The following is an 18,456-nucleotide window of genomic DNA, read 5'->3' as shown; positions in this document are numbered from 1 at the left end:
CAAAACTTACTTTTATTTTGTTTTTTAATAAAATGCACTATTTTTGCATTTAACAATATGAAACATGAATTACAACTTATCATTTCAGGAAAGAGCAAAGTTAAGCATGGAACAATTATCCAAGCAGCAGCCAGTTACCTTAGAAGAAGCCAAAGCTCAAGTACAATGGCTAAAGAATTCAAGCATTTCAAAAAACAAGAAAAAGAGACCTTAGAAAGATTTATAGAATTAAATAATCTTTGGATTCTAGATATTAATCTTGAAGATTACCTTTCTGAAGGAGCAGAGCAAAAAGTCTATCTAAAAGATGGAAAGCATGTAATCAAACTTAATGATTCTATTTATTACAATTCCTGGATAGATTACTTCAATAATTTATTGTTAAATAACTTCTTTTTTCCAGATACTGCATACAATTTACTAGGCTTTTTCAAAAACGAAGATATTATATATGCAGTTGTTGAACAACCTTTTGTAAAAGCAACTGAACCAACAGATTTAGAAGTTGTAAAGAAGTTTATGCTTGTAAACGGTTTTCTAAATACCAAAAACAATGATTATTATAATCCCGACCTAGGAATTATTCTTGAAGATCTTCACGACGAAAATGTATTGACAGAAAATGGTATTCTCCAATTTATAGATACCGTTTTCTATATAAAAGATAATTTTTACGAGAATTAAAAAAATAATTTCGTAAAAAAACAGAACTTCTACTGACATAACGTTGTCACTTCATGCCATTTAATTTGCATAACAAAACACAAAAAAGATGAGCAAATTAGATTTAACCAAAACAGACAAAACGTACTATAATGCCAAAATCAACCCCGAAATTGTCTTTATAGAAAAAGCAAATTATATATCGCTTACAGGTCAAGGTGATCCTTCTGGAAAAGATTTTTCAGAAAAAATTCAAGCATTATATACCACGGCGTATGTCATTAAATTTATGCATAAAGCGATGGATAATGATTTTGTTGTTCCAAAACTAGAAGCATTGTGGAGTTTTGATAACGAAAAATACGCATCAATCTCAATGGATGAAGCTCCGCTGAAAATACCTCGCGCTGAATGGAATTACAGAATCATTATTAGAATGCCCAATTTCGTTACGAAAGAACAAACCGAAGAAGCTATTGCCATTGCGGTCAACAAAACGCAAAATGCATTGGCCGAAACAATCGAATTCTTTCAAATGGAAGAAGGTAAAGTAATTCAGGTTCTTCATATTGGTCCTTTTGATACAGAACCGCAAACGCTAAAAAAAATTCTAAAATTTAGCACTGAAAACAATCTGCAACAAAATGGATTGCATCATGAAATTTATCTTTCAGACTTTCGTAAAACAGCTCCTGAGAAATTAAAAACAATACTGAGAGAACCTGTAAAATAGCTCTTTTTATTAGCCACGACTCGAGCGAAAGCGAACAGGCGAAGCAATTCACGAATTATTTTTCTAATCGTTGAGTAAAGCAATAATTTGCGAATTATTCACGAATAGATTTTAAAATAATTCGTGAATTCGTGGCGAAAAAAAAAGACCTAACAGGTTCTAAAAACCTGTTAGGTCTGCTTATAAAAAGAAATATTTCTTATTTCAAACCAGCCAAACTCTGCTCGATTGTAGCAATTTTTGCTAAAGCATCAGCTTGTTTTTGTTTTTCTAAATTAAGTACTTTCTCCGGAGCTCCGTTAACGAATTTCTCATTTGAAAGTTTCGCTTCAACCGATTTCAAGAATCCTTTTGTATAATTCAATTCTTCTGTCAGTTTTGCAATTTCTGCTTCAACGTCAATATTTCCAGTAATCGGAATGAAATATTCATTAGATTTTACACGGAAAGACAAAGCGCCATCAACTTTTTCAGAAACATATTCGAAAGCAGAAACGTTTCCTAATTTCGTGATGATTGAATCAAAATAAGTAGAAACATTTTCGCTATTGATTCCTTTTAATTCAATTGCATCTTTAAATGGAATATTTTTATCTTTTCTGATGGTTCTAATTCCTGAAATTACTTCAATAGAATTTTCGAAATCAGCAATTAATTTTGCATCAAACGGTTTTACTTCTGGCCAAGTCGAAACAATTAAAGCTTCTTCTGGAGTTCTTTCCGTAATTAACTGCCAAATCTCTTCTGTCAAGAAAGGCATAAACGGATGCAATAACTTCAAGTTGTTTTCTAACATTTCGATCGCTTTCGCGAAAGTTACGCTATCAATTGGCTGTTGGTAAGCCGGTTTAATCATTTCTAAGAACCAAGAACAGAAATCATCCCAAACCAATTTATAGATTGCCATCAATGAATCTGAAATTCTGTATTTCTCAAAATTATCTTCAATATCAACCAAAGTCTGCTGTAATTTCGCTTCGTACCATTCTATTGCTACTTTTGATGATTCTGGCTGTGCGATAGTTTCAGAAACTTCCCAACCTTTAATCAATTTGAAGGCATTCCAAATTTTGTTTGAGAACGCTTTTCCTTGAAGGCATAATTCTTCGTCAAACATAATATCGTTTCCTGCAGAAGCACTTAAAAGCAATCCTACACGAACACCGTCGGCACCAAATTTCTCGATCAAGTCTAAAGGATCTGGAGAATTCCCTAATGATTTAGACATTTTACGGCGCTGTTTATCACGAACTAAACCAGTTAAATATACATTAGTAAATGGTTTTTCACCTGCATATTCGTAACCTGCAATGATCATTCTTGCCACCCAGAAAAATAAAATATCCGGACCCGTTACCAAGTCATTTGTTGGATAATAGTATTTAAAATCTGGACTTTCTGGATCCATAATACCACCGAAAACAGACATTGGCCATAACCACGAAGAAAACCAAGTGTCTAATGCGTCAACATCTTGTTTTAAGCTGTCGGTTGTTAGTTGCGGGTTGTTGGTTTTTTCTTTTGCTAATGCTAACGCATCTTCGATGTTTTCTGCAACTACGAAATCTTCTTTTCCGTCTCCGTAATAGTAAGCCGGAATTTGTTGTCCCCACCATAACTGGCGAGAAATATTCCAATCACGAATATTGTTTAACCAGTGTGCATAAGTGTTTTCGAAACGTTTTGGATGCAATTTAATGTCTCCCGTTTCCAAAACCGATTTAATTGCTGGTTTTACCAATTCTTCCATTTTCAAGAACCATTGGTCAGATAATCTTGGTTCGATTACGGCTTTTGTTCTTTCAGAAGTTCCCACTTTATTTAAGTGTGTTTCTGTTTTTGCTAAAGCACCGATTTCTTGAAGTTCTTTTTCAATTTCCTTACGAACCACAAAACGATCTTTTCCTTGATAGTGCAATCCAAAGCTGTTTAAAGTTGCGTCTTCGTTAAAAATATCAACGATTTCTAAGTTGTGTTTCTCACCCAACGTTTTGTCGTTCATATCGTGTGCAGGCGTTACTTTCAAACATCCTGTTCCGAATTCAATATCAACATATTCGTCTTCGATAATTGGAATCACTCTTCCGCAGATTGGAACGATGGCTTTTTTACCTTTTAAATGTGTAAAACGCTCATCATTCGGATTAATGCAGATGGCAGTATCTCCAAAAATAGTTTCTGGTCGCGTTGTGGCAATGGTCAAGAAATCTTCTGAACCTTCAATTTTATATTTTAAGAAAAATAATTTTCCTTGCTGTTCTTCGTAAATTACTTCTTCGTCAGAAAGAGTAGTTTTTGCTTCTGGATCCCAGTTTACCATACGGTATCCTCTGTAGATTAATCCTTTGTTGTATAAATCTACAAACGATTTAATTACAGAAGCAGACATGTCTGGATCCATCGTGAATTTAGTGCGTTCCCAATCGCATGAAGCTCCTAATTTTTTAAGCTGTTCCAAGATTGTTCCGCCATATTTATCTGTCCATTCCCAAGCATGTTTTAGGAATTCTTCGCGGGTCAAATCGTTTTTATTGATTCCTTCAGCTTTTAATTTCGCTACCACTTTTGCTTCAGTAGCAATAGAAGCGTGGTCTGTTCCAGGTACCCAACAAGCGTTGAAACCTTTAAGACGTGCTCTACGAATTAAAACATCTTGAATCGTATTATTCAACATATGTCCCATGTGAAGGACTCCAGTGACGTTTGGCGGTGGGATTACAATGGTGTACGGTGTTCTGTGATCTGGTTCTGAATGAAAATAGTTATTTTTCATCCAGTAATCATACCATTTACTCTCAATCGTCTTAGCGTCAAATTGTGCTGGAATTATCATTTATATATGTTTAATCGTTTACTTTTTTGTTGATTCGTTTAATCGTTAAATTGTTTAATCGCTTGTTTTTTCGTGAAATCAATTTAAGGTAAATCGGTTAAACGATTAAACAGTTAAGCACATAAGCGAAACTTTGGTTCAGTTTTTGTATTTTATTAGCTGACAGCAAAAGTAAATAATTAAGTAGACTATAAAAAGAGAAATAATAATTTGTGTGTTAATTAAAAGAATGTATATTTACTTACAATTAAAAAAAGATTTCATATGAAAAATGCAGCCTCTTTTATTGCAGTCTTATTGTTTAGTGCAATAAGTTATGCGCAAAATGGCCCAAAAATTGAATTTGCAGCCCCTGATAATACAATTGATTATGGAAAAATTTCTAAAAGTGACAATGGGCTTCGTTCATTTGAATTTACCAACACTGGAGATGCTCCTTTATTAATTACAGGTGCAGAATCTACAGTAAGTTCAATTATTGTGACTAAACCTGCGGCAGCCATTATGCCGGGCAAAAAAGGAAAAATCGATGTAAAATATAATATGGTCGCAGGACCTATCCGTAAAACTATTACTGTTGAAACAAACGCAGTAAACTATCCTGACGGAAGAGTAGCTCTTAAAATTAAGGGTGAAGTTCAATAAGAATCAAATAATCTAAAATAACAAAAGCCGTTTCTAAATCTAGAAACGGCTTTTTATTTTGCAAAGAAGCATCTTGCTTCTAAACTCTTTCCTCTTTTATTTCTTCTCAGCGCATTCAGCGGTATCAAATTTATACTTTACGCTTTCAAAGTCAATTGGTTTGTCTTTTACTAAATAAGTAACCCCCATTGTTGTCTGCATAGTTCCGTTTCCTAAAATAAGCTGATTATTGCGTTTTAAAAGTGCCATCGGATTTTTGAATGTTTTGTCTCCGTTTACGTTGTCTTTAAAAGTATAATCTACAAACAGCGTATCTCCATGAAACTCTCCTGCAACTTCACCCGTTCTAACAGTTGAAGGCGCCACTCTCATAACCATATCTCCAGATAATTTTCCGTTTTTTAAAGTATTTAATTTTAAATCTATCGTATCCTTTTCATAAATTGCTTTGTAGCATGCCGTGCTTACTACTGTTTCACCTTCTGCTTTTGCAGCTTCAGCGGCTTTTTGTTTTTCTTCATTTTTACAGCTTTGCAATCCGATGAAGGATAAAAGCAAACAAGATAAGGTTAGATTTCTCATAATATTTTTCATTTTTTTGATATTACTATAAAATTAAAGAAAAAGAATTTATTTCTTCAATAATTTTCATCTGTTGGTAAAAATTAATTTTAACACATAGAAACATAGTTTCAATAAACTTAAAAAGGCGTTTCACTAATTTCAATACACATAGCTATGTGTTAAAGCTAGCTTTTCCTATAATCTTAAACAAAAACAATAAAAATCTATGTTTCTATGTGTTTAAATTCAATTTAACTCAAAAGGATGATTTTTATAAATTTTTAATTACAAATTCAGATCTTCTGTTTAATTCATGTTCTTCTTCTGAGCACGAGTCATCAGTTTTGCATTTTATAATTGGCACCGATTCACCATAACCTTTTGCTGTGATCCTTTGGGCATCTATTCCCGATTGAATAATAAACTCTCTAGTAGAATTAGCTCTCTTTTGCGATAAGTCTTCATTAAATTTAGCATTTCCTCTAGAATCGGTATGCGATCCAATTTCGATTTTCATTTCAGGATATTTCTTCATTAGTTCGACAACTCTTTCTAGAACCACTTTTGATTCTTTACGAATGTACCACATATTATAGTCAAAGTAAATTGGATCTGTTTTAATTATTAAACGGTCTTTGTCTTTTATAACATCTTTTTCTTTCGCTAAAATCTCTTTTACTTTTTCCTGTTTTTTAACTTCAGCTGCAACAATTGCGGCTTCTTTGGCTTTTTTCTCTTTTTCTTTTAACTCAAGGGCAACCAAAGCTTCTTTTTTCTTGTTCTCTTCTTCAATAATAATTTCCTGTTTTCTCTTATTTTCAGCAATTTGTTTTTCTTCTTTTTTGATGGCTTCTAAAGATCTCAAGGCCAAAGAAGCATCGTTAACTTTATCTCTAGTTTTATCTAAGGTCAATATTTTAGAAGCATTGGTATAGTTTTCTTTGAAAGCGCTTATTTTATATGAACTCTCACAGGCAACCGTAAAGCTGAATTTTCCGTCAGCAGAAGTTGTGATTGTATTTAAGGTTTTATTTTCTGAATCCTGCAATAATACTGTTGCACTTTCTAGAGCCAATTGCGTATCTACATCTGTAATTATTCCTGCAATAAACTGTTTGCAATCTTCAACGATTAGATCTTTTATTTCTTTGAATTGATAAATGTCGTCGCTTCCCTTTCCTCCTTCTCTATTTGAAGCAAAAAATCCTTCTTTGGTATTCGAATCGATATTAAACGCAAAATCATCTAAATTGGAATTTAACGGAAGTCCAACATTTACTGGTTTTGAATAGTCATTTCCATTTATTTCAGAAACAAAAACATCTAATGATCCGTAACCTAAATGTCCGTCTGATGAAAAATATAATTTATTGTCTCCCGAAGCAAAAGGAAACTGCTCTCTCTTACCGGTATTGACTTGCGGCCCTAAATTCTTTGGAGTATCAAATGCTCCTTTATTTATGTTTACCGAATAAATATCAAATGAACCCAAAGAACCTGGCATATCTGAAGCAAAATACAATACTTTTTCATCGGCACTCAAAGCGGGATGCTCAACAGAATAATTCGGACTGTTGAATGGAAGCGATGTAATATTGGTCCATTTTCCTTCTACTAATTCTGCTTTAAAAATCTGAAGATTTGAGATTTTTTTATCGTCTTTTTTCTTCTTACCATTTTTAGAATTGTTTCTCGTAAAATACATCGTTTTGCCATCTTTTGTAAAAACTGCATTCGATTCGTGCATTCCAGTTTTTAATTCTTTAGCAAAATAATGAGCGATAGAATCTGCTGAATTGATGTTTTTTAAAGGAATTGAAACTAAATTCAAATAGGTTTCGTTATCCCATTTGTATTTTTTATCGAATAAACCCGGCTTTAGTTTCACTCCCGCAAAAACTAGATTTTCTTTGTATTTAACTGCTCCAAATTCAGAATTTGGCGTATTTATAGCAAGGCTTTTAATTTCAAAACGCTTACCGATTGCAGTAACATTTTCTAAAGTTTTAAGTTCTTTTTCAAATTTGACAAGATCTTCTGGATTACTAGATTTAGCATAATATTCTTTTAAATTGGCATTTGCATCATCGTTGCTATTTGTTGCTTTTAACGTTTGTGCGTATCTAAAATAATATTCTCGGTCTAAATTATTGCTGTAATTGCCAATCAGAAGACGATAATAACGTTGTGCCTTAACCAAATCATTGGTATAGAAATAAGAATCGGCCAAGTTTTTAATGACTTCTTGAGAAGGTCTTTCGTCGGCTAATTTTTGGTATAAAATAATGGCTTCGCTGTAATACGTTTTATAAAAAAAACGTTTTGCTCTAATCAATTCCTGATCCTGTGCACTTATAAACTGTATTGAAAATACGAATATAATAACGAGTAGTTTTTTCATATTTTTCATTTTAGAAGAATCTTGGTGATTTATCGAATCCTTTCCCTAACAAATCCAAATCGAACAACAGCATAATTTCGTGTGTTCCAGAATTAAACTGACCGAAATTTGTGAGCGTATAATCATAGGCGTAACCCACTCTCAATGTTGGCGTAACATTAATATTGAATAATGCACTTACCGAATCATCAATTCTGTAGGCGGCACCAAATTCAAATTTTTCATTATACAAAACATTAGCTGTAACGTCTAAAGTAATTGGCGCACCTTTTACAAATTTTGACATAAATGCTGGTTTCAACTTCACCTTATGGCTAACCTGAAAAACATAACCTGCCGTTAAAAAATTGTGTATTTCTTCAGAACCAAAAGCATTAATTCCTGATTTTTCTTCAATGTATTTTGATTTCAGCAAATTGGGCACAGATAGTCCAACATAGAGATTGTCTCTAAAATAGTAGGCTCCGACTCCAATATTTGGTTTTGTTGCATTTATATTTTCTGCAAAAGCTAAATCAGTCTGAGGATCCGTAAAACGAAATCCGTTAAAATTGGTTTGCATGGATGAAAAACCTGCTTTTAAACCTAGAGACAATTTATTTTTTCCGCCTAATTTTAAAACATACGCAAAATCGGCGTAAACATTATTTTCTTTTTTGGCGCCATCTCCAATATCATCTGATATAAAAGAAATTCCGGCTTCTATTTTGTCATTAATCGCCGTATGTCCAAAAAACGTAAATGTTTTTGGAGCGCCATAAGCGCCCACCCATTGCGTTCTGTACAATCCACCAAAATTCATCATGGCAGGAACGCCTGTCGCATAAGCAGGATTGACTACGCTCATATTGTACATATAATGCGTGTATTCTGGATCTTGCTGTGCAGAGACCGATAAATAGAAGAAGAAATTTATAAGGAGTATTATTTTTTTCATTTGAAAACTGTATTAAAATGTAAAAAGAGATTTTATCGATTTAAATAAAGACGGCCTTGTTTTGGCGGTTTATTGTCTTTATTGAAATGCAGTACATAAAAATAAACTCCGTTGGGTGCGATACCTCCCGCAATACCGCTTTTTTCATAATTTTTACCGTCCCAAGCTGGTTTACTATTATCTCCTTTATACATTCCGTTTCCGTATCTATTATAAATTTCAAGTGTATAATTCGGGTATAAAAACTCAATATCTTTTATCACAAACGAATCGTTTACACCATCTCCGTTTGGTGAAAATCCGTCTGGAATAAAAAACTCGTATTGAGCCACCTCGCAGTCTTGCAAAGAGACTTTTACTTCTCTGTAACTTTCAGACAAGCATCTTGTTACTTCATTTAAATCATATCCGTAATAAGTTGCATTATGGACTAATAATGTGTTTGACGGCAGTAAATTTCCATCTACCGCATCATACCAAGCAACAGTTATGGGAACATTTGTTTTACTGGAAAGATCACTTATTTTCGGATTCGCCAATCCGCAGAAGTCTGGCGTTTCTGTCATTTCAGGAGCTGGCGTATCGTTTATAATTACCGAAATTTGGGCTGGTTCTGAAGTACAGCCCGCTGCTGAAGTTTCCCTAACGAAATAATCTTCTGTTTTTAAAACATAATCAACTGCTAACGGTGTTGTTGCTGTTGCCGAATTATACCATTTATATTGCGCCCCTTTGGGCTCTAAATTGGCTATTACTGCTTCATCAACTTTACAAAACTGCTGATCTGTTACAGTTGGTGCTGGCGGAATTGGATTTATTACAAAATCATCTGTAACATTGATTAAATCTACATCGCAATTTGTAACGGTATTGGTTAAATTCAATAATGTAATTTTTGTTGTTCCTGTATTTAAAAGCAATTCGGCAGGAATAATAAAATCTAATTTTCCATTTGTGACTGCTTTTGCAATAGTTTGCACGGATGAAGAATTGCTTTCAGACAATGCGTAAGAAATACTGGCATTCGTTAAGCTTCCTAAACCAGAAACTGCAACAGCAACAGGAGCATTCAAACAGAAATCATTAACTTTTGCCACCACAGTTACTGCATTTGGAAGCGGATTTATATTTAAATTCCCTGCTACATTTGCCGTATTGCTGCATTGAGGCGAAGGATTTGTAATATCAGTGATGCTATAAATACTAATTACCGATAATCCGCTTCTAGTATTTAAACTTCTTGGAACTATAAAAGAAGCCTTTCCTCCAATAGATTGCATTTCTGCTGTTTCGCCAAGAGCCAAATTATCTCCATTTACGTTATAATAAATACGGTAATTTCCATCGAGCAATTGAGGCGCTGTGACTTGAATTGTAGCATCATCATTTTGACAAATAGGAAGCGCCGATAATGTAGCATTAGTCAAACGCGGTAATGGATAAATAGTCAAAATAGTTGAAAACGGACTAAAGATATTTACACATTTTCCTTTACTTGATGTTGACACTATACGCGTAACCGTTATGGTATATTGCCCCACTTGTTTAAAATAAGAAGATCGAATTGGAAAGTTAAATTCTCCATTTGCAAAATTTCCTCTTATAGTTTCAGATCCAGACGCTCCCGGTCCGACAACACTAAAACTAACGTCGTATACTCCATTAGGTATAGAGTCTGGCCCTTGCGTAATTTTTGCCGAATACGTTGCTGTGGCAATTTCCGATTCGCAGATATCTTTGCTAACTGCGATTTTTGATTCTGTAAAATCGAGTCTTTTTTCGAGCAATATTTTTACAGTAGCATTATCATCAGGACATATAAAGCTGTTAGGAACAGCTAAAACAGTATACGTATAAGAATATTCTCCTGGCCCATTTGCGTCAAATAATTCTTGAAGGTTAATAGTATGATCAGTGGGCGATGTTATTCCGATACCTGTCCAAGTTCCATCTGGGTCTTCACCAGTAAGCCTATCATTTAAATTCAAATCGGTATATGCTGCCAAATCGGTTGTGCCGCACAACTCCAAATGCTGTGGTTCTCCTGCTTCTGGAGCTATATAAATAGTTACTTGCACATTGGTAGACTTTTCGCCGGGAGAACATGCAAGCACAGCTGGCACGGTATAGATAAAGTTAAGTGTAGTTTTGGTTTTATATTGATCAATCATTATTGAAGATTCTACGGGCTCTCCTTTGTCAGTCTTAAATGTCCCGTTTACATGTGGTCCCATTACTTTACTGTCAAAAGCCGTAAAAAGATTAAAAGTTCGATTTTTATTACAAACAGTAGCTTCCGAGCCAACTCCCACATATGCACCTATCGTAATTGTAACTACAGCTTTATTATCTGTACATCCTGAAGTCGCTGGGGCAGTATAAGTATAATAATACGTTCCACCGCCAAGAATAAGTTGCGCGTTCAAAATACCATTTACAGCATCTAAACCTTGCTTGCTGCTTCCTGTCCATGTTCCGCCAGGAACTGGAGAACCTCCTAATAAAGAAAATAAATTTACCGATTGATAAATTGGATTAGAGACGTCACAAATTAATTCATTTGTATTATCATCACCAGCACATTGTGCAGTTAGTTTTGAAGAAATGAGGGTAAAAAAAATAAAAAACAATACAAAACAGTGGTAGCTAATGTAGTTTTTTGCCATAGATTAAATTTTTTACTAAACATAAGAAAATATTTAACAAAAAACATGCTTTTTAGTAAACTTATTTTCACATTAAGCAAACATTTCTACAATACAACATCTTAAAACGCTGTTTTCATAATAAATCAAAAATTATGACCTAGTTCTTTTTTACAATTCATCTTCTAGCCTAAATCTAAATTTAAGCACCACACTATTTCGTTCAACCTCGATATTAATCCAAATATCATCTTCCGATTTTAAAAGATTATTAATCTGTTGAAGAGTATATTTATACGGCTGTGTCTTATTAATACTGATAATAATGTCACCTTTAAGAAGTCCGCATTTTTCGGCTGCAGAATTCTTACGCACGTTTACAATTTCATAAACAGGCTTTAGAGCAAATTTATATTTAAAATTATTGCTGTTCTTCTCTTTTTCCTGCAATTCATCCATCGAGGAAGCAACTCGCACTGTTTCTAAATGCACTGTTTCCTGTACCCACTGAAGTCCATTGTGCTGAACCGTGATTCCACTTTTATTGTAGGTAAAAGGTTCTCCAAATTTGCTATTCTTTTTCAGGTAGAGTTTTTTCCCTTTATAATCCAAAACCAAAGTAAATCGTTTTAAAACTTCGCCACCAACAGATCCAATACGTCCTGGGACCATCTTAACGTTCCGAATGGAGGCAGAATCAGGAAAAGAAACGATCGGTTTTTTAAAATCAAATTCGTCAATCGAAAATTTATCAATTTTAGCACGATGCCCTTCAATATCCCCGCTAAATCCTTTTCCTAAAAAATCTGGAAAATTTTTATTTGGGAGTTTGATTTTATCATTTTCAAAAACCCAGAAAGCATCACTATTTCCAATATCAATTAGAAGCTTTGCCGGAATTTCTTCATTATTGACCGTTGCTGTTGTCATGATGTAGGGTTTTGATTTTTCTACTGTTATCGGAACCATTCTAAACTTTTTATTTAGTCTTTCCTCAAACTTATTATTCTTCGCATGAACTATTATTTTCCTTTTCTGGTAATTAACTTCTACATAGTTATTTCGAAAGAATTTATGGCCGATAATTCCATTGACAGGAATTCCGATATGAGAAGACAAATTGAAGCTTTGGTCTAAAATAATAAAGACCATATGATCATTGGATTTCAGACCATGCGTTTCCAAAATATTCTTTGTCGATTTCAGGCCTTCTATTTCTTCCTCGCTTCCTAAACCGCGGAGTTTAATTTTTTCCACATTATTAAAACTGACTTCCTGCTTTTCTTCCATACTAAACAGAATCGTTTCTTCGACACCAGAATCTAAAAGAAAGTTAAGCTCAACTCCATTTACTTTTATCGGAATAAAAACAAGATTATTTATCAATTTAAAAGGAATTGTGGCCTTTGTTGCATTGTTTTCCAATAAAAAATCGCCTTGTCCAAAAAGCAAAAAAGGTAAGAATAACCCAAAAAACAATACTATATATTTTTTCATTGACAATATTTTATTATAAAATTAGTAAATATATTTATTATTGTTACATTTTTGCAAGTACCCGTATTGTTTACGTTAAATTGGAAAAAAAAATGCAAATTTGCACTTCAATAATTTATACTCATGCCGACAATTTCACACAAGGGAAGAAACATGCCCGAATCTCCGATACGCAAGCTGGCTCCTTTTGCTGATTTAGCAAAGAAAAAAGGACACAAGGTGTATCATTTAAACATTGGTCAACCGGATATCAAGACACCGGAAGTGGCCATCGAGGCGGTAAAAAATATTGATTTGAGTATTATAGAATACAGTCCGTCTGCCGGATATGAAAGCTATAGAAAAAAATTAGCTCATTTTTACCAGCGCCAAAATGTAAACGTTAACACAGAAGACATCATTGTAACTACTGGTGGTTCTGAAGCCTTACTTTTTGCACTGGCCACAATTACAGATCCTGGAGATGAAATCATTATCCCGGAACCTTTTTATGCTAATTATCATGCGTTTGCTTCTTCTACAAGTGCAACTGTAGTTCCTCTTGTTTCTACTATTGAAACTGGTTTTGCTTTGCCAAGTATTGACGAAGTTGAAAAACTAATAACACCAAGAACAAAAGCCATTCTGATTTGCAACCCTGGAAATCCGACTGGATATTTATACTCTGAAGCCGAAATTAAACAATTGGCTCATTTAATTAAAAAACACGATTTATACTTAATCGCTGATGAAGTGTACCGTGAATTTTTATATGATGGAGATGATGTTCATTTTTCTGTAATGAATCTAGAAGATGTACAGCAAAATGTAATCATGGTTGATTCTGTTTCTAAACGCTACAGTATGTGCGGAGCAAGAATTGGCTGTCTGGTGACAAAAAACAAAGACGTCTTGGCAACCGTAATGAAGTTTGCTCAAGCGCGTTTAAGTCCGCCAACTATTGAGCAGATAGCTTGCGAAGCTGCTATAGACACTCCGCAGAGTTATTTTGATGAAGTAATTGGCGAATACAAAGAACGTCGCAATACCTTAATTGCCGAATTAAACAAGATTGAAGGTGTTGTGGTAACAAAACCAAAAGGCGCTTTTTATTGCATTGCCGAACTTCCGATAGAAGATTCAGACGATTTTGCGCAATGGCTTTTGGAAAGTTATCACTTAAATGGCGAAACGGTAATGATTGCTCCTGCAAAAGGTTTCTATTCGACTCCTGGAATGGGATTAAATCAGGTTCGTATTGCTTATGTGCTGAACAAAAAAGATTTGATTACCGCAGTAAATATCTTAAAGGAAGCTTTAATAATTTATAATAACAGATAATCAATTCATTATAATACACTTTGAAAAGGCAATAACGTTTTTCGTTATTGTCTTTTTTGTTTCTAATAACAGTATTTCTCTTCAAATTTTAAATTATATCTAAAAACGAGTAATTAAATCCTAAAAACCATAGAAAAGGTTTCCCATTTATTAATTATCTTTACCGCCTTAAAAAGATATACCACATTATAATAGTAGTTCTTAATGATAAATAACGAAGAATTTTTAGACGAAATAGGTGACAGTCATTTCAGCAGTAATGCAAAAAACCCTCTAAGAGCGGATGCTTTTGACATCACTGATGAAGAAAAAATAGAAAAAATTAAAAAAGATGTCGAAAACATCCTGCAAACTTTAGGAATGGATTTGACGGATGACAGCATTAAAGGAACTCCAAATCGAGTTGCAAAAATGTTTGTAAAAGAAATTTTTGGAGGCCTTAACCCTGCAAAACAGCCAAAAGCTTCTACTTTTGACAATAATTATAAATATGGCGAGATGCTTGTAGAAAAAAACATCACGGTTTATTCTACCTGCGAACACCATTTACTACCAATTATCGGGCGCGCTCACGTTGCTTATATCTCAAGCGGACGCGTTATTGGTTTATCAAAAATGAACCGTATCGTAGAGTATTATGCAAAAAGACCTCAAGTACAAGAGCGTCTAACTATGCAGATTGTTCAAGAGCTTCAAAAAGCTTTAGGAACAGAAGATGTAGCATGCGTTATTGATGCAAAACACCTTTGCGTAAACTCTCGCGGAATTAAAGATATCGAAAGCAGCACAGTAACTTCTGAATTCGGAGGAAAATTCAAAGAGCCACAAACAAAAAGAGAATTTTTAGATTATATTAAGCTAGACACTCAATTCTAAAATGTTTATTGTTTTTAGTTTATAGTTTGTTGTTTTTATGGCCAAAATAGAAAAGTTTGAAGATTTAGAAATTTGGAGATTAGCTCGAGAAATCTGTCTTCAAATTGAATTTTTAATTCAAAATACAAACTTGAAAACAAACTATTCGTTAAAAGATCAAATTGATAGAAGTTCTGGTTCAATAATGGATAATATCGCAGAAGGTTTTGAAAGAAATGGCAATCGAGAATTTATTAATTTTTTAAGTATTGCAAAAGGTTCTGCTGGCGAAGTAAAATCTCAATCCTATAGAGCCTTTGATAAAAAACTGATTAATCAGGAACAACATTTAAAACTGAATGAAAAGGTTGAACTTGTTAAAAACAAAATTGGGGCAATGATGAACTATTTAAACAAATGTGAAATCAAAGGTCTAAAATTCAAATAAACAATTTCATCCCAAAACAATAAACCAAAAACAATAAACCAAAAACAATAAACAACAAACATTAAAAAATATGCCACTATATAGCAGTCAGCCTTTAAAAATATACAATTCGCTTTCTGGCGAAAAAGAAGATTTCAAACCAATCCATGAAGGAAACGTTGGAATGTATGTTTGTGGACCTACCGTATATAGTAATGTTCACTTAGGAAACGTGAGAACTTTTATGTCTTTTGACGTAATCTTCAGGTATTTTCTGCATTTAGATTATAAAGTTCGTTATGTTCGAAATATTACCGATGTTGGACATATTGTAGACGATGTGGATGAAGGTGAAGATAAAATTGCTAAAAAAGCACGTTTGGAACAATTGGAACCAATGGAAGTAGTACAGCGTTATACTGTAGATTTCCACAACATTCTAAAAGCTTTCAACTTTTTGCCTCCAAGCATCGAGCCTACAGCAACAGGGCATATTATTGAGCAAATTGAAATTATTAAAAAAATTATCGATAAAGGTATCGCTTATGTGGCAAACGGATCGGTATATTTTGATGTAGTAAAATATAACGAAACCAATAATTACGGTATTTTAAGCGGTAGAAATATCGATGATATGCTGGCAAACACACGTGATCTTGACGGGCAATCTGACAAGAGAAATCCACAAGATTTTGCGCTTTGGAAAAAAGCAGAGCCAGAACATATCATGAGATGGCCTTCACCTTGGAGTGATGGTTTCCCTGGATGGCACTTAGAGTGTACTGCCATGAGCACCAAATATCTTGGGAATCATTTTGACATTCACGGAGGCGGAATGGATTTAAAATTCCCTCACCACGAGTGTGAAATCGCTCAAAATGAAGCTTGCACGGGTCAGGCGCCAGTAAATTACTGGATGCATGCGAACATGCTTACTTTAAACGGAAAGAAAATGGCAAAATCGACTGGAAACAATATTCTTCCAGGCGAAATTCTTAGCGGAGACAACAACATCTTAAGCAAACCATTCTCTGCTTCTGTAACTCGTTTTTTCATGCTTCAAGCACATTACAGAAGCATCTTAGATTTTTCTGACGATGCTATTGTTGCGGCCGAAAAAGGATACAAAAGATTAATGGAAGCACTAGATGCTTTACCAAATATTACGGCAGGAACTTCTAGCTCTATAGATTTTGCCGCTTGGAAACAGCTTTGCTATGATGCAATGAACGATGATTTCAATACGCCAATTTTAATTGCACAATTGTTTGAAGCCGTTCGATACATCAACTTATTAAAAGATGGTAAAGAAACGATTTCTGCTGATGATTTAGCCGATTTCAAAAAAGCCGTAAATGCTTTTGTTTTTGACGTTTTAGGACTTAATGACGACAAAGCTGCTGATGGCGATAGCGATAAACTGGAAGGTGTAGTAAACATGCTTATCGAAATGAGAAATCAGGCGAGAGCAGATAAAAACTTTGCGCTTTCTGACCAAATTCGCGATCAATTAATTGCTTTGGGAATTCAGCTTAAAGACGGAAAAGAAGGAACTACTTTTAGCATTCAATAAAAAAGTATTCAATATTAGTTTTTAGTGTTTCATTCATTCTGAACACTAAAAACTGAGTATTGAACACCAACTAAACGATACAAGAAAAATATGTTTTCAAAAATTCTGATATATCCGTTTGTATTGTTAGTCCGTTTTTATCAGACTGCTATTTCGCCGTTTACTCCGGCTGCATGCAGATTTGAACCAACTTGTTCTACTTATATGATTCAAGCACTGCAAATTCACGGATTGTTTTATGGCGGATTTTTAGGCATCAAACGTATATTAAGCTGTCATCCTTGGGGAAGAAGCGGTTACGATCCTGTACCAGAAAAGAAATGCAACCACAAACATTAACTTTTTAGAAAGCGGTACTTTACATTAAATATTTATTTTTACAGCTATATAAAAACATTTATACATGACACACGCCTTAAATTTAGTTTGGAATCCTTCTGAGGGAATCAACTTAGGATTTTTTATGATTCGCTATTACAGCTTAATGTTTGTAATTGCTTTTGGATTAGGATGGTTCTTAATGAAAAAGATTTTCGAAAGAGAAAACGAATCAATTGAAAAACTAGATTCTCTATTTGTTTGGACTGTTCTAGCAACCTTAATTGGAGCACGTTTAGGTCATGTTTTCTTTTACGATTGGGAATACTTCAGAAATCATTTACTTGAAATTTTCTTACCATTTAAATTCGAACCTGAGTTTCAATTCACAGGTTTCCAAGGATTAGCAAGTCACGGAGCTGCAATTGCGATTATTGTTGCGATGTATTACTACAGCAAAAAAATTCTAAAACGTTCTTTATTATGGATATTAGACCGTGTAGTAATTCCTGTTGCAAGCGGTGCTATTTTTGTACGTTTAGGGAATTTCTTTAATTCAGAAATTATTGGCCACGAAACTACTTCTGCATTCGGAATCCGTTTTCTTCATGATAAATTCAGTAAAGCCGAAGCTGTACAAAAAACTGGAATAGCAGATCCAAAGGAAGCTTATAACACGATAGCTTCAGATCCAAGATTTGCCAATTTGCTAGCAGAAGTCCCTTCAAGACATCCAACTCAATTATATGAAGCTTTCTGTTATGTATTTGTATTCGCTATTTTATTCTTTTTATACTGGAGAACAAATGCAAGACTTAAATCTGGCCTTTTATTCGGACTATTTTTAGTGTTATTATTTGCTGTTCGTTTCGTTGTAGAATTTGTAAAAGAAAGCCAAGGAGGTTTTGAAAGCGAATTAGGTTTATTTTCGACAGGACAATGGTTAAGCATACCATTTATCATTATTGGACTTTTCTTTATCATAAGAGCTCAGAGAAATCCTTTAGCGGAATCATAAAATTATTTCAATCAAAATAAAAAATGC

15 protein-coding genes are annotated in these 18,456 nt (G+C 33.9%); 9 read left to right on the top strand and 6 right to left on the bottom strand.

All coding sequences use genetic code 11. From position 1 onward, the window contains the following. Nucleotides 1-57 precede the first annotated feature (57 nt). Together FF52_RS01300 and FF52_RS01295 are read left to right on the top strand one after the other, a co-directional pair. Nucleotides 58-684, top strand: a complete 627-nt coding sequence (locus tag FF52_RS01300; RefSeq protein WP_008462296.1) for a hypothetical protein — start codon at nt 58-60, stop codon at nt 682-684. 88 nt (nt 685-772) lie between these two features. Then, complete coding sequence (locus FF52_RS01295; protein WP_008462295.1) at nt 773-1,396, top strand: GyrI-like domain-containing protein; 624 nt, start codon at nt 773-775, stop codon at nt 1,394-1,396. A 199-nt stretch (nt 1,397-1,595) separates the two neighbouring features. On the opposite strand, the gene FF52_RS01290 is transcribed toward FF52_RS01295, so the two are convergent. Then, nucleotides 1,596-4,229, bottom strand: coding sequence for a valine--tRNA ligase (locus FF52_RS01290; RefSeq protein WP_008462294.1), 2,634 nt, complete (start codon nt 4,227-4,229; stop codon nt 1,596-1,598). A gap of 264 nt (nt 4,230-4,493) precedes the next feature. Between FF52_RS01290 and FF52_RS01285 the strand changes: the two genes are divergently transcribed. Further along, a complete protein-coding gene (locus FF52_RS01285; RefSeq protein ID WP_008462293.1) occupies nt 4,494-4,874 on the top strand; it encodes a DUF1573 domain-containing protein in 381 nt (126 codons plus the stop codon). A gap of 96 nt (nt 4,875-4,970) precedes the next feature. Here the strand turns inward: FF52_RS01285 and FF52_RS01280 are convergent, their stop codons facing one another. From FF52_RS01280 to FF52_RS01260, 5 genes are all read right to left on the bottom strand, one after another. Beyond that, entirely contained in the window at nt 4,971-5,468 is a 498-nt protein-coding gene (locus FF52_RS01280) for a hypothetical protein (RefSeq protein WP_008462292.1), read from the bottom strand. Nucleotides 5,469-5,709: 241 nt separating this feature from the next. After that, nucleotides 5,710-7,839 (bottom strand): OmpA family protein, encoded by a 2,130-nt coding sequence (locus tag FF52_RS01275; protein ID WP_008462291.1) that lies wholly within the window; start codon nt 7,837-7,839, stop codon nt 5,710-5,712. Nucleotides 7,840-7,849: 10 nt separating this feature from the next. Next, a complete protein-coding gene (locus FF52_RS01270) occupies nt 7,850-8,776 on the bottom strand; it encodes a type IX secretion system membrane protein PorP/SprF (RefSeq protein WP_035690557.1) in 927 nt (308 codons plus the stop codon). A gap of 32 nt (nt 8,777-8,808) precedes the next feature. Further along, a complete protein-coding gene (locus FF52_RS01265; RefSeq protein WP_008462289.1) occupies nt 8,809-11,442 on the bottom strand; it encodes a gliding motility-associated C-terminal domain-containing protein in 2,634 nt (877 codons plus the stop codon). A gap of 150 nt (nt 11,443-11,592) precedes the next feature. Next, nucleotides 11,593-12,918 carry a PDZ domain-containing protein gene (locus FF52_RS01260; RefSeq protein ID WP_008462288.1) on the bottom strand — a complete coding sequence of 442 codons (1,326 nt, stop codon included), beginning with the start codon at nt 12,916-12,918 and terminating at the stop codon, nt 11,593-11,595. Nucleotides 12,919-13,041: 123 nt separating this feature from the next. Here FF52_RS01260 and FF52_RS01255 point away from each other — a divergent pair, with 123 nt between their 5' ends. From FF52_RS01255 to lgt, 6 genes are all read left to right on the top strand, one after another. Then, entirely contained in the window at nt 13,042-14,238 is a 1,197-nt protein-coding gene (locus FF52_RS01255; RefSeq protein WP_008462287.1) for a pyridoxal phosphate-dependent aminotransferase, read from the top strand. Between the two features lie 204 nt (nt 14,239-14,442). Continuing rightward, on the top strand, nt 14,443-15,114 hold the full coding sequence (folE, locus tag FF52_RS01250; RefSeq protein WP_008462286.1) for a GTP cyclohydrolase I FolE: 672 nt from the start codon (nt 14,443-14,445) through the stop codon (nt 15,112-15,114). Nucleotides 15,115-15,151: 37 nt separating this feature from the next. After that, complete coding sequence (locus FF52_RS01245) at nt 15,152-15,541, top strand: four helix bundle protein (RefSeq protein ID WP_008462285.1); 390 nt, start codon at nt 15,152-15,154, stop codon at nt 15,539-15,541. Nucleotides 15,542-15,611: 70 nt separating this feature from the next. Next, a complete protein-coding gene (gene cysS, locus FF52_RS01240) occupies nt 15,612-17,093 on the top strand; it encodes a cysteine--tRNA ligase (RefSeq protein ID WP_008462284.1) in 1,482 nt (493 codons plus the stop codon). A 90-nt stretch (nt 17,094-17,183) separates the two neighbouring features. Next, a complete protein-coding gene (gene yidD, locus FF52_RS01235) occupies nt 17,184-17,432 on the top strand; it encodes a membrane protein insertion efficiency factor YidD (RefSeq protein ID WP_008462282.1) in 249 nt (82 codons plus the stop codon). A gap of 64 nt (nt 17,433-17,496) precedes the next feature. Beyond that, nucleotides 17,497-18,429 carry a prolipoprotein diacylglyceryl transferase gene (gene lgt / locus FF52_RS01230; RefSeq protein WP_008462281.1) on the top strand — a complete coding sequence of 311 codons (933 nt, stop codon included), beginning with the start codon at nt 17,497-17,499 and terminating at the stop codon, nt 18,427-18,429. The last annotated feature ends 27 nt before the right edge of the window (nt 18,430-18,456 follow it).

This window comes from Flavobacterium sp. F52, assembly GCF_000278705.1.
In the GTDB taxonomy this organism is placed as follows: domain Bacteria; phylum Bacteroidota; class Bacteroidia; order Flavobacteriales; family Flavobacteriaceae; genus Flavobacterium; species Flavobacterium anhuiense.
This window is presented reverse-complemented; position numbering and strand designations above follow the sequence as displayed.